Here is a 13330-nt window from a genome sequence, read left to right as displayed (position 1 = left end):
GGGCGATACTGGGCTCCCACCCCCGAGGAGTCCCATGCTCGACGCGCGTCCGCCCCGTGCCGCGTGGCTGGTCTACGCCGCGGCGCTCGCGGCCTACTTCGTCGCGATCGTCAACCGCACCGTGCTGGGCGTCGCGGGCGTCGAGGCGGTCGACCGCTTCGGGCTCCAGGCGACGGGCCTCGCCGTCCTGTCAGTGACGCAGGTCGCGGCCTACGCGGGCCTCCAGGTGCCCGCCGGCCGGCTGCTCGACCGCTACGGCGCGCGCGCCGTGATGACCGCAGGGGTGGTGGTCATGGCGCTGGGCCAGGTGCTGCTCGGCGTCACGCACTCGATGACGGTCGCCGTGCTCGCACGCGTCCTCATCGGGGCGGGCGACGCCCCCATCTTCATCGGCGCCAACCGGCTCATCGCGCTGTGGTTCCCGCCTCGCCAGGCGCCCGTGCTGGTGCAGGTGACGGGGCTCGTGGGCCAGGCCGGCCAGCTCGCGACCGCCATCCCGGTCGCGGCGCTGCTGCATGCCGCGGGCTGGACCACCACGTTCTCCGTGATCGCCGCCTTCGGCGTCGCGGTGGCGGTCGCGGCGGGCCTCGGGCTCCGCGCACCCGTGACGGACGATGCCCCGTTCGAGCGCGAGGGGATGTGGGCCGCGGTGCGGGGGACCACCGGCACCGCGGGCGCGCGGCTGGGCTTCTGGGTGCACTTCGTGACCCTGTTCCCCGTCAACACGCTCGCACTCGTGTGGGCCGTGCCCTTCTTCCTCACGGCGCAGGGCAAGACCCCGCAGGAGGCGAGCGCGCTCCTCACCTGCCTCACCGTGTCGGCGATGGCCGGCGGGCCGATCATCGGGCTGCTCACGGGACGTCACCCGCTGCGGCGCTCATGGCTCGCGCTCGGCTCCGCCGCCCTGTCCTTCGCGGCCTTCGCCGTGCTCCTGGTCTTCGACACCCCGCGTCCGACATGGCAGCTGGCGATGTTCATGGTGGCGGTGGGCCTCGGCGGTCCGGCGTCGGCGGTGGGCTTCGACTTCGCGCGGACGTTCTCGCTGCGTCACCGGCTCGGGACCGCGAGCGGCTTCGTCAACGTCGGGGGCTTCGGGGCGACCATCGTCGCGGTGCTCATGGTCGGGGCGGTGCTCCAGCTCACGTCGCCGGCGGGCGCGACCGTGTACACGCTCGACGAGTACCGCATCGCGTTCGGCTCGCTGCTGATCCTCTGGGTGTTCGGCACCGCCGGCGTGCTCGCCTCGCGCGCCCGCACCCGCGAGGACATGGCGCGTGAGGGCGTGCTGGTGCCGCCGCTGCGCGAGGTCATGCGACGCCGTCGTCGCTGAGCGGTGCGCGGCCGCATGAGCCGGCCCTCGCCCGAAGTGGTACGTGGTGGTCGGTTCTGCCAGGTTCTGCGCCTCGCAGGGGTAGCTGAGTGTCGCGCGCCTCCGGGCGCCGACCACCAGCGACCACTGCGGTGCAAGGATCCGCCAGATCCGACACTCATCTACCACCTTCCGGACGGAGGGGAAGAGGGGTGCCTGGGCCGGAGGTCCGGCGCGCCCCCTCGCTCGGGCGTTTAGCGTGGACCGACCCTGGGAGGATCCATGACCACGCCCGCGCAGCCTCGTGCCCGTGCGCCGCGCGTGGCCTGGATGGTCCTCATCGCCGGCATGGCGCTGTACTTCGTGGCGATCGTCAACCGCACCGCGCTCGGCGTGGCGGGAGTCGCCGCGCTCGACCGCTTCGGCATCGAGGCGGCGTGGCTGTCGATGCTCGCGATCGCCCAGGTCGCCACCTACGCCGCGCTCCAGCTGCCCGCCGGAGCGCTCCTCGACCGCTGGGGTGCGAGGCGGCTCATGGTCGGCGGTGCGATCCTCATGGCCGTGGGCACCGCGATGCTCGCGCTCACCACGAGCCTCCCGGTCGCGATCGCGGCGCGCGTGCTCATCGGCGCCGGCGATGCGCCCATCTTCATCTCCGCGTGCCGCCTCATCCCCCTGTGGTTCCCCGCGCGGCGCGTCCCCGTGCTCGTGCAGGTCACCGGCCTGGTGGGCCAGGCGGGGCAGCTGGCGACGTCGCTCCCCGTCGCGTGGCTGCTGCGCGACCTGGGCTGGACCTGGACCTTCACGGTGCTCGCCGGAGCCACGGTCGCGGTCGGCGCGCTCGCAGCCCGCAGCATCCGCGTACCGCCAGCGTCCGTCGAGCCCGCCGCACCTCCGGGGGCCCTCGCCGCCTCGTCCCTGCGCGCCTCGATCAGGACCGCGACACGTCCCGCGGGGACCCGGCTGGGATTCTGGACCCACTTCCTGTCGCTGTGCTCGGCCAACACGGTCGCGCTGCTGTGGGGTGTGCCGTTCTTCGTGAGCACGCAGGGCCTCGACCTCGGCGAGGCGAGCGCGCTGCTGATGATCATCACGCTCACCAAGATGGCGGCCGGCCCGCTCGCCGGCGCCTTCACCGCGCGGCATCCCCTGCGGCGCAGCTGGCTGGTCCTGGGCTCCGCGGTCGCGACCGCGCTCGCATGGGCCGCGATCCTGGTGCCGTCCACGCCACGGCCCGTGTGGGAGCTGGGCGTCCTCATGGCGGTCATCGGCGCGGGCGGCCCCGTGTCGCTCATCGCGCTCGACTATGCCCGCACCTTCGGCCCGGAGGAGGCGATGGGCACCGCCACGGGATTCGTCAACGTGGGCGGCTTCGCGTCGACCATCCTGGGCATCGTGCTCGTCGGCGTGACGCTGCAGCTGGTCTCGCCCGACGGCTCCTCGACCTACACGCTCGACGAGTACCGGATCGCCTTCGCCACGCTGCTGGTGCCGTGGGTGATCGGGGTGGCGGGGGTGCTCCGCAACCGGCGCCTCACCCGTGCCGACATGGCGGCCGCGGGCGTGGTGGTGCCGCCGCTGCGCGAGGCGCTCAGGCGCCCCCGATGAGGGGCGATGATGACGTTCACACCATCGGTTTGACGCGGGTGCCCGCGTGGTCCCACAATCCTGCCAACAGTGCGTGTCGGCTGCACAAGTCGGCGCGCACTGTCTCTTTTTGAGGGCGGCCGCACGGGCCTGTCACCGTTCCTCCTGGTTGGTCCGGATCATCCCGGGTGCGCGCGCACCCGCACGGCGGCGGTGGCGGCGTGGTGCGTCGAGCGGCCGTGACCGGACCGTTACCGTAGGACGGTGGTCGACTACATCGGGCGCGCGCTCGTCGCGGACGCCCTGCGCGAATGGAGGGAGCAGCTCCAGCAGCTCGCGACCGTCTCACCCCTGCGCGATCTCGCTGCGAGCGAGACCACGATCGTCGACCTGCGAGGCTCCCACCCCGGTGGTCTTGCGCCGCTGTTCGCGGGCCGCGCGACCGCGATCTCGTCGCTGATCCGCGATCCCGAGCAGTACGCCCAGGCGCTCCACCGCGTGCGGGTGATCCGCGAGAGCGCCGACCGCGTCAAGGCCGCGACCGGCGTGTGGACCGCCGCCATGGTGATCGGCACCGTGTCCTGGAGCGACGACGGCAGGCGACGCGAGGTCCCGCTGCTCATGCGTCCCGTGCACTTCGAGCCCGCGCGTCAGGGCGACGTCCTGGTGACGATGCTCGACGAGGTCGCGCTCAACCCCGTCTTCGTGTCCGAGGCGCGTGAGCGCGGCGTGTCGGCAGGTCTCGCGGGCGTGACCCCGGGCGCCGGTCCCGGGGTCGAGTTCGACCCCCGACCGTTGTGGCAGCACGTGCGCTCGCTCGAGGCGGCGTTCCCCGGCGTCGAGGTGGTCGACCGGCTGTTCATCGGCGTGTTCGACGACCCCGAGCAGCGCCTGCTGGACGACCTGGACGACATGGACGCCGTGATCGGCGCCTCCGATGTGCTCGCGGCGACCGCGGGCGACCGGGAGGCCCAGGCGATGCTCGCCCAGCCGCTGCCGGCGTTCCCGGTGGGCGACCGCGACCCGTTCGCCGAGCGGGGTGTGGGCGACCTCGACGACGCCGGCTTCGCGGCGCTCGACCTCATCGCGACCGGAAGGTCCGTGTTCCTCCAGGCCCCGCCCGGATCGGACCCCGCGGGAACGGTCGCGGCGATCGTGGCCGATGCCGCGGCGTCGGGTCGCGCCGTCATGGCCGTGGGCGGGACCGAGCAGTCCGTGCGCGCCGTCGCGCGCAGGCTCGACAAGGTCGGCGCGTCCGATGCCTTCATCTCGGGCGCGGTGGGCTCGTGGAACGAGACCGCCAGGCGCAGGCTCCTCACGTCGATGACCATGGGCGTCGAGGACGTCGACGACGAGGCGCTGCGCAGCTCCGGCGAGAGCCTGCTCACCGCGCGCCACGAGCTCCAGGCGCGTCTCGACGCCCTCCACCGCCCGCATCGTCCGTGGGACGTGAGCGCGTACGACGCCGTGCAGGCCGTGGTGCGGCTCATCTCGACGCTGCCGGCGCCGCAGACGCAGCTGCGGCTCGGTGCGGAGGCGGCCGCGCTGGTCGCGGAGCACGGCTTCGCGTCCGTGGCGCATGCCATGGTGGAGCGGCTCCGGCCCGATGCGCCCGAGGAGGAGCCCGCGCCGGCGCCGGAGCCCGAGCAGACCACCCTGGTGCCGTGGTGGTCGACCGTGACGGACGACCCGGCGGAGGGCGCGAAGCTCGACGAGGCCCTCGCGACGCTGGTGGTGCGGCACCTGCCCAAGATGCGCGCCGAGGCCCAGATCGCCGCCCATGAGACCGGCATGGACGAGGCGCCGACCATCTCCGCGTGGGCGGACCAGGTGGGGCTGTTCACCGACCTGCGGGTGACGCTCGAGATCTTCTCGCCCGCCGTCTTCCACCGCTCGCTGCATGACCTGGTGGCGGCGACCGCGCCTCCGGGGACGCCGCAGGCCGGCGAGCTCGCGCGCCGCGACCGGCGCGCCCTGCGCCGCCGCGCCGTCGAGCTGCTGCGCCCGGGCCGCTCCAAGGACGACCTTCACGAGAGCCTGGTCGCCGCCCATGCGCAGGCGCTGCGCTGGCGTGCCCACTGCTCGGCCGGCGGCTGGCCGGTGGTGCCGGACGACTTCGACCTGTACGCGGACCGTGTCGAGCAGGCGATCCGCCTGTGGTCGCGCATCGCGATCCCCGTCGCGACCGTCTCGGGCGAGAGCGAGCTGCTGGACCAGCCGTGGGACCGCGTCCGCGAGATCCTCGAGCGGCTCGCCGAAGGCGTCCCCGGGACGCTCGAGGCCGCCGAGGCCATGCCGATCGAGCGCGACCTCGAGTCCGCCGGCCTGGGCCCGCTGCTCGCGGAGCTGCGCGAGCGCGACCCCTCTCCCGAGCAGGTGCGGCGCGACCTCGAGTTCGCGTGGTGGGCCTCGGCCTTCGACGCGGTGGTCTCCGCGGACCCGCGCCTCACCGAGGAGGGCGCGATGGGCCGCGTGGTCGAGCGCTTCCTGGTGTGCGACCGCGAGTTCGCCGAGTCGCGCGTGGGCCCGCTCATGCGGGCCGTGGCCGAGCGGCGCCGCCTCGCGATCGCGCGCCACCCCGAATCCGCACGCGACCTGTTCGCGACCCTGGTCGAGGGCGCCGACGCGCCCTACCGCGACCTGTGGCGCGCGCACCCGGCGCTCGTCACCGCCCTGCGTCCCGCGGTCCTCGCGACAGCCGAGCAGGTGTCGCGGCTCGCGCCGCCGTCACGATGCGTGGACCTCGCCATCGTGTTCGGCGCGGAGTCGCTCGCGCTCGCGGAGACGGTGCCCACCCTGGCCCGTGCACGGCAGGTCGTGGTGGTCGGCGATGGCGAGGCGGCGACCCGCAGCGCCGTCACCGCGTTGTCGCGCCTCCTGCCGCGCGTGCCGCTGCACGCGATCCCGCAGCCCCGCGACCCCCGCGTCACCAGCGTGCTCGGCACGCTTGCCTACGGGCGCGCGCTCAGCTCGCTGCCGTCCGCCGGGGAGCCGCATGCGCTCGCCGTCACGGTGCTCGACGCGCAGGGCGCCCCCGTCGCCGGCGCGCGCACGGTCGAGTCGACCCGTACCGAGGTCATGGCGGTGGTCGAGCACGCCGACCGCCGGGTGCACGAGATGCCGCGCCGCACGCTCGCCGTCGTCGCGGGCAACGAGCTCCACGCCTCGCGCCTGCGCGACGCGCTCGAGGAGCGCGGTGCGCGCCTCGCGGAGACCGTCGCCGTGGTGACGCTCGGCAACGCCGCTGGTCTCGACGTGGACGAGGTCATCCTCACGCCCGGCTATGCGCGCGATGCCGACGGCACGCTGCCCGCGCGGCTCGGCGTGCTGTCCGAGGACTGGGGTGCCCACGCGCTCGCGCAGGCCCTGGTCGCGACGCACGAGCGGCTCACGGTGATCACCGCGCTGGGCGTCGACCACCTGGGGGCCATCGCCGAGGGCGTCGACGCCGAGGGCATCGACGGTTTGCGCGACCTGCTGGTCGCCTCCGACGCGGAGCCTGTGCCCGCCGAGCGGCCCGAGCCAGCGCCGGGGGACTGGTTGCTCGCGGACATCGCGGGGCGCCTGCGCTCCGAGGGGTATGCGGTCCACGTGCGCTACGGCGCCGGCGCGGACGCGATCCCGCTCGTCGTGGGAGGCCGCCACGACCGCGGCTTCAGCGTCGCGGTGGTGACCGACGAGGCAGCGCGGCTCGGAGGCGCCAGCGTGCGCGACCGCATGCGGCACCAGTACGCGAGCCTCGAGGTGCTCGGCTGGTCCGTGGTGTCGCTGTGGACGCTCGACGTGTTCATGGACCCCGACGCCGCCGTCGCCTCCATCATCGACGCGGTCGAGGGCAGGCGCGAGCCGCTCGTCTGGGAGCAGCCCGCGCTCGATCTGGGAGTCGAGACCTCCGCGATCCGCGTGCCGCTCGAGGACGTCTTCGACGTCGATGCGGTGGCCGATGTCACGGCGGAGGACGAGGAGCCGGATGCCGAGCCGCTCGTCGAGGTTCCTGCGCACACGGCGCCTGAACCCGCCGTCGAGGCGCCCGACATCACGCTGGGCATCTCCGTGATGCTCGCCGAGCAGATCCTCGCCGACAAGGTGGAGACCAGGGCGCTCGCGGTGCAGCAGGAGCTCGATCTCGACTCGCTCGCAGCCGAGGCGGAGGATGAGCAGATGAGCGACGCGCAGGACGCGGAGGCCGAGGACGCACCCGAGGACGTCGAGGACGCACCCGAGGACGCGGAACCCGCGAGCGAGGCCGACGCCGAGGCCGACCCGGCGCCCGCATCGTCCCCGCCGGCCATCCGTCCCGCCTCGCGCACCGCGGGGCGCCCCCTCATCCCCACGCGTTCGAGCGAGGACCTGGACGAGGGTTGGGGCGGCGGCTACGGCGGGTCGAGCCGCGACGACGAGATCAGGCGGGAGAAGCCGCCGCACTGGTGAGCAGGCGGCGGCGGGGGCGCGGCGCGCCCCCGAGCGTCACGAGGCGCTCGACGACGCCTTCGACTCCGAGCGCGAGTCCGTGCGGTAGAAGCCCGAGCCCTTGAAGGTCACGCCGACCGCGCCGAAGCGCTTGCGGACGGGCGCGGTGCATTCGGGGCACTCGGTGAGCGCGGGATCGTGGATGGACTGCACGGCATCGAACGCGTGGTCGCACGCGGTGCACGCGTAGGAGTACGTAGGCATGGGGGCCATTCTACGCGGGAAGCGAGTGGGCCCCTTCGGGGGTGATGACCATGTCCACCCCGAGGTCGTGGCTCTCGCGCGGGAGCGGCTCGCTCGCGCCGTCACGGACCTCGTTCGCGAACGTGAGCGCGATGACGGGGCTGCTGGGCCGCGCCTCCATGAGCGCGCGGTCGTACCAGCCGCCTCCCTGGCCCAGGCGCGTCCCGCTCGTGTCCACGGCGAGCGCGGGGACCACGATGACGTCGGCCTCCGCGAGGGTGCTGGACGGAAGGAAGTCGCCGCTGGGCTCGGGAGGCCGGCCCGGCGCGCGCTCGATGAGGTCCTCGACACCGCGGTAGACGCCCCAGCCTCGCTGCAGCCCGTCGCCGAGCAGCGGGATCAGCACCCGCACGCCGCGACGATGCAGGGCCTCGATCAGCGGACCGGTCCCGGGCTCGTGGGGCCGGGAGGCGTAGACCGACACGCAGCGCGCGGACTGGATCGCGGTGAGCGCGAGCACATGGTCGCGAAAGGCGGCGGCCGCCTCGTGGCGCCGCCGCTCGCTCCGTTGGAGCCTCTCGCGTCGGATGACTGCCCTGAGGTGCGCCTTCGCCTCGTCCGGTTCGAGCGATCGCACAGAGCTGTCGGACATCGGCGTCATGGGCACCATTGTGCCAAAGTTCGGTAAATCTTTGTTCCACCCTCGGGCATGTCCCTAGGCTTCCCCCATGCATCAGGCAGGAGGAGAGTTGCTCACCCGCACCCTCGACGAGCATCGTGCCGCGGTCTCCCAGGCCCTCGCACCCATCCCGCCGCTGACCGTGCTGGTCGGGGACGCCGCCGGGGCGACGCTCGTGGAGCCGCTCGTGGCGGGCTCCGCGCTCCCGCCTCACGACGTCGCCGCGTGGGACGGCTACGCCGTGCGGTCCGCCGACGTGCCGCACGTGCCTGTCATGCCCGTCGCGCACGAGGTCTCCTTCGCCGATCGCGGGCCACGTCGCCACCTCCCCGGGACGGCCGCACGGCTGTCCTCGGGCATGGCGATCCCTGCCGGCGCCGATGCGGTGGTACCGCTCGCCGCGACCGATCGCGGCGTGGCACGCGTCGCCGTCCACGGGGAGGTCGCGCCCGGCTCCGGGATCCGCGCGGCCGGGACCGATGCGGAGGCCGGTCGGATGCTCGTGCCCGCGGGCCGTCGGCTCGGCGGACGCGAGCTCGCCCTCGCAGCATCGCTGGGTCACGCGCGCCTTACGGTCCGTCCCGTGCCGCGCGTGGTGGTGGTCGCCACGGGCGGCGAGCTGGTCGATGCCGGTTCGGGACGCCCTGGCGTGCCCGAGGCCACCGCCCACCTCGTGGCGGTCTCGGCGCGCAACGCCGGGGCGCAGGCCTTCCGCGTGGGACCCGTGCCGGACGATCGCACCGCGTTGCGCACGGCGCTCGAGGACCAGCTGGTGCGTGCCGACCTGCTCATCGTCACGGGAGGCCTGAGCGAGGGGGAGAGCGACACAGTCGTGTCCGTGCTGCGAGAGCTGGGCACGGTGGACGATGTCGCGCTCGCGTTCGCGCCGGGGCCTCACCATGCCTTCGCGATGCTCGGCGAGGAGGGGGCGCGACGCGTGCCCACCATCGCGCTGCCGGGCGCGCCCGCCGCGGCCGCGCTCGCCTTCGAGGCCTATGTGAGACCCGCGCTCCGCCGCATGTGCGGCTTCTCCGAGGCCGTGCGCCCCGGGGTGAGGGCGCGCTTCGATCGGGGCTGGTCCTCCCCGGTGGGGATCACGCAGGCCGTGCCGGTGAAGCTGGGCCTCGACGCTGCCGGCACGGTCACGGCCACGCCCGCATGCGACCCGGGCGACGTCACGCTCGCGGCGCTGGGCGATGCGGACGGCATCGCGTGGGTCGACGCCTCCGTGACGGCGGTGAGCGCCGGCGATGTGATGCGTTGCACCGTCTGGGACGACTGATGCCGCGCGACCCGGAGCTCGTCGCGCCGGGGCTGCGCCTGCGCGCGCTGCGGCCTCGGGACGAGTCCGAGTGGCTCGCGCTGCGGTCGCGCAACCGCGACTGGCTGCGTCCGTGGGAGGCCACGTTGCCTCCCGAGGCGCAGGCGACCGACATGACCTTCCGCGCGTTCACGCGCCTCGAGCGGCGCCAGCGACGCGAGCTCACCGCGCTGCCGTACGCGATCGAGGTCGACGGCGCCCTCCAGGGGCGTGTGGCGGTCGCCGGCATCCAGTGGGGCGCGCAGCGCTCGGCGTCGCTCGGGTACTGGATCGACGAGGCCCACACCGGGCGGGGGATCGTGACCCGCGCCGCCGCGCTCGCCGCGGAGCATGCCTTCACGATCGGGCTTCACCGCCTCGAGATCGCGATCCGTCCCGAGAACGCCGCGAGCCGGCGTGTCGCGGAGAAGCTGGGCTTCATCGAGGAGGGTCTGCGACGCTCCTACCTCTTCATCGACGGCGGGTGGCGCGACCACATCGTGTTCTCGCGCACTCAAGACGAGCCGCGGATCGGTCGATATTGGGGAGGCGACGGCTGACACGCCGCGCGCCCTCCGCGGGTGCGGGCCTGCGCGGCCGTACGGTCGTGCCATGCTTCCCGCTGGACTGCTCGCGATCATCGCCCTCGGCATGGTGCTCGCCTTCGTCATCCCCCAGCGGATCCGTGAGCGCGCGGACTATGCGCTGGTGCGCACCGAGGACCGCTACTCCGCCGAGATGCGCGTGGTGAAGACCACCGCCGAGCGCGTCAAGCGCGCCGTCTCGCGCGCATCGTCCGACGCGGCCGATGTGCCGCTGCTGGTGACCGGCGCGGCGCGCGCCACCATCGCGCGCCTCGGTGCCGACTCCATGTCGCGTCCTGCGGGACCCATCGACAAGGCCGCGACGTCGGCGCAGCGCCAGTACCTCGCGATGCGCAAGGACCGGGCCGTCGCGCTCGCCGAGCGCAAGGCGCGTGCCCGCCGCCGTGCCCGGGTCGCGCTCGGCACCGCCGCGCTCGCGATCCTGTCGTGGATCCTGGTGCCCTTCACCGCTCTCCCCGCCCTTGTCGCGGCGGTCACCACGGCGATCTTCGCCGGCGTGCTGGTGCTCGGCGCACGCGCTGCCGCGGCACAGCGTCGCATCGACGCCCGCCTCGCGATGGTTGCTCGCGAGGTCGGGGCCGCGGCCACCGCGACGCAGGCGCTGCGCACCGTGGCCCGTGAGCGGGCCGCGGGCATCGACTCGCAGCCCTCCGACGTGGCGACCCAGGCGATCCAGGTGGTGACCGCCAAGGACATCGCCCCGCTCTCGGTGCCGATGCCCGTGGTCACGCAGGCCGCCCCGGTGGCCGAGCAGCCCGCGGTGGAGGAGTCCGCCGCGTGGAGCCCGCGCGAGCTGCCGGCCCCGAGCTACACGCTCAAGGCGGAGGTCCGTCAGGCGCAGGCCCGTCCGCTCGAGGACGGCGACATCGCCGCCGCCTCGTACCGCGAGGAGCGCCCGGCGACCGGCGCGCTGGACTCGATCCTCGAGCGTCGCCGCAGCGCCTCCGCGTGAGCTGACGCGGCCGCCGGTCGCGGCGTTGCCGTCGCGGCGCCCCCACGCAATGCGTGCGGATGGTGCGGTGTCGAGGTGCCGCGGCGCGTTGATCGGTGCCATCTGTGCGGGCCGCTTGCTGGTGCCGACACGATCCGCGCGCGTTGCCCCCTCTCCCCGTGCGACATCGACACGGTCCGCACCTGTTCCAGGCACCGGGTGGAGGCCGAGCCGCGTCATCTGTCCCTGTTGCACCCCTTCCTCCTATTGGTTACCGTCTGGTCAGTAATGGACAACGTGGTCCATTGCGCCTCAAGGAGGAGGACACCGCATGACGCACACGCATGCCGGTCGGACGGGGCGCGCCATCGCGCTCGCCGCCGGCCTCACGCTCGCCATCGGCGCGGCCGTCGCAGCGCCGGCCGCCGCCGCACGTCCCCAGCATCACGACCCCACGGCGCCGGACCTGGGTCCGAACGTCATCATCATCGATCCGAGCATGTCCACCGAGGAGATCCAGTCGATCGTGGACGATCTCGCGGACCAGCAGCGCGACGCGGAGATGACCACCGCTCGCCACGCCGTGCTGTTCCTGCCCGGCGAGTACGGGGAGCCCGGCGCGCCCCTGCACGTCGAGGTCGGCTACTACACCGAGGTCGCGGGCCTGGGCGCCCAGCCAGACGACGTCACGCTCACCGGCACAGTCGAGGTGTACAACCGCTGCCTCGGCGACGACGAGAACCCCAACTGCATCGCGCTGGTGAACTTCTGGCGCACGCTCTCCAACCTCGCGATCCACGTGGACGGCACCGGCCAGGACGGCTGCCGCGCCAGCGCCAACATCTGGGCCGTCTCGCAGGCGGTGTCCATGCGTCGCCTCGACATCTCGGGCGGCAACCTCTCGCTCATGGACTACTGCACCGCCGGCCCGCAGTACGCGAGCGGCGGCTTCATCGCGGACTCGCGCCTGCCCTACACGATCAACGGCTCGCAGCAGCAGTGGCTGGTGCGGGACTCGGAGGTCGCGGGCTGGAGCAACGGGGTGTGGAACCAGGTGTTCTCCGGGGTCGAGGGCGCGCCCAGCGAGGCGTCCTTCCCCGCCGAGACGTACACGACGCTCGACACCACCTCGGTGAGTCGCGAGAAGCCGTACCTCTACGTCGACGATGACGGCCGCTACCTGGTCCGCGTGCCGGCTGCGCAGCGCGACACGAGCGGCGTGAGCTGGGCGGACGGGATGACGCCGGGGCGCGACATCCCGATCGGCGACTTCTTCATCGCCAAGCCGGGGGACTCCGTCAAGGACATCAACAACGCGCTCGCGCGCGACAAGAACCTGCTGCTCACCCCCGGCGTCTACGACGTCGACCGCCCGATCGAGGTCAAGCGCGCCGACACCGTGGTGCTCGGGCTGGGCCACGCGACGCTCACCGCGCACCGCGGCGCGACGGCCATGAGGGTCGCCGATGTCCCGGGCGCGGTCATCGCGGGCATCACCATCGACGCGGGCGAGCAGGAGTCGAAGGTGCTCCTCGAGGTCGGCAAGCGGAACGGCAACCACGGCCACCATGCGCGCGCCGCGCGCAGCAACCCGACCACCCTCTCGGATGTCTACTTCCGCGTGGGAGGGCCTCACATCGGCAAGGCGGACACCGCGCTGGTGGTCAACAGCGACGACGTGCTCATCGACCACACCTGGGTGTGGCGGGGCGACCACGGTGTCGAGGGCTTCACCGAGGGGGTCAACGGCGACACCGACCGTTGGGCCACCAACACGGGCCGCAACGGCGTGATCGTCAACGGCGACCGCGTCACCGCCACGGGCCTGTTCGTCGAGCACTTCCAGCAGTACAACCTGCAGTGGAACGGCGAGGACGGCTCGGTCACGCTCTACCAGAACGAGCTGCCCTACGACCCGCCCACCCAGGCGGACTGGACCCAGCCCGACGGCACGCTCGGCTACCCGGGCTACAAGGTGGCTGACCACGTCACGTCGCACCGTCTCTACGGCGCGGGTGTCTACGTGTTCAACCAGAACAACCCGGCGATCGTCACGGCCAACGGGTTCGAGGTGCCGGAGGCCCCGGGCGTGCAGCTGCACCACATCATGACGGTCAACCTCAGCGCGGGCACCATCGAGCATGTGGTGAACGGCGTGGGCGGGACGGCCGACAACACGAACACGGGCACCCCGCAGTTCGTGATCGACTACCCGGCGCCGTAGCGCCGGGAGGGACGATGCGCGGGCCCCGCCCCCCGGGACCCG

At 73.5% G+C, this 13330-nt stretch carries 9 protein-coding genes; 7 read left to right on the top strand and 2 right to left on the bottom strand.

The annotated features are described in order from the left end of the window. Window positions 1-34 precede the first annotated feature (34 nt). The 3 genes from AOM00_RS01610 (at window position 35) to AOM00_RS01600 (ending at window position 7327) form a co-directional block, all read left to right on the top strand. Window positions 35-1330 carry an MFS transporter gene (locus AOM00_RS01610; RefSeq protein ID WP_062516137.1) on the top strand — a complete coding sequence of 432 codons (1296 nt, stop codon included), beginning with the start codon at window positions 35-37 and terminating at the stop codon, window positions 1328-1330. 261 nt (window positions 1331-1591) lie between these two features. Beyond that, window positions 1592-2917 (top strand): MFS transporter, encoded by a 1326-nt coding sequence (locus AOM00_RS01605; protein ID WP_062516136.1) that lies wholly within the window; start codon window positions 1592-1594, stop codon window positions 2915-2917. Window positions 2918-3160: 243 nt separating this feature from the next. Then, window positions 3161-7327 carry a PDDEXK-like endonuclease domain-containing protein gene (locus AOM00_RS01600; RefSeq protein WP_062516135.1) on the top strand — a complete coding sequence of 1389 codons (4167 nt, stop codon included), beginning with the start codon at window positions 3161-3163 and terminating at the stop codon, window positions 7325-7327. Window positions 7328-7363: 36 nt separating this feature from the next. Here AOM00_RS01600 and AOM00_RS01595 read toward each other — a convergent pair whose 3' ends face one another. Together AOM00_RS01595 and AOM00_RS01590 are read right to left on the bottom strand one after the other, a co-directional pair. Further along, window positions 7364-7570, bottom strand: coding sequence for an FmdB family zinc ribbon protein (locus tag AOM00_RS01595; protein WP_062302211.1), 207 nt, complete (start codon window positions 7568-7570; stop codon window positions 7364-7366). A 10-nt stretch (window positions 7571-7580) separates the two neighbouring features. Then, a complete protein-coding gene (locus AOM00_RS01590) occupies window positions 7581-8210 on the bottom strand; it encodes a 5-formyltetrahydrofolate cyclo-ligase (protein WP_062516134.1) in 630 nt (209 codons plus the stop codon). A 67-nt stretch (window positions 8211-8277) separates the two neighbouring features. On the opposite strand from AOM00_RS01590, the gene AOM00_RS01585 reads away from it, so the two are divergent. The 4 genes from AOM00_RS01585 (at window position 8278) to AOM00_RS01570 (ending at window position 13288) form a co-directional block, all read left to right on the top strand. Then, a complete protein-coding gene (locus tag AOM00_RS01585) occupies window positions 8278-9510 on the top strand; it encodes a molybdopterin molybdotransferase MoeA (RefSeq protein WP_082096413.1) in 1233 nt (410 codons plus the stop codon). Further along, a complete protein-coding gene (locus tag AOM00_RS01580; protein WP_228373373.1) occupies window positions 9510-10088 on the top strand; it encodes a GNAT family N-acetyltransferase in 579 nt (192 codons plus the stop codon). Before AOM00_RS01585 ends, AOM00_RS01580 begins: the two co-directional genes overlap by 1 nt. Window positions 10089-10140: 52 nt before the next feature. Then, window positions 10141-11085 carry a hypothetical protein gene (locus AOM00_RS01575; protein ID WP_062516132.1) on the top strand — a complete coding sequence of 315 codons (945 nt, stop codon included), beginning with the start codon at window positions 10141-10143 and terminating at the stop codon, window positions 11083-11085. Between the two features lie 310 nt (window positions 11086-11395). Next, entirely contained in the window at window positions 11396-13288 is a 1893-nt protein-coding gene (locus AOM00_RS01570) for a pectate lyase-like domain-containing protein (RefSeq protein ID WP_062516131.1), read from the top strand. Window positions 13289-13330 lie beyond the last annotated feature (42 nt).

The organism is Demequina gelatinilytica (genome assembly GCF_000971115.1).
Lineage (GTDB): Bacteria > Actinomycetota > Actinomycetes > Actinomycetales > Demequinaceae > Demequina > Demequina gelatinilytica.
This window is presented reverse-complemented; position numbering and strand designations above follow the sequence as displayed.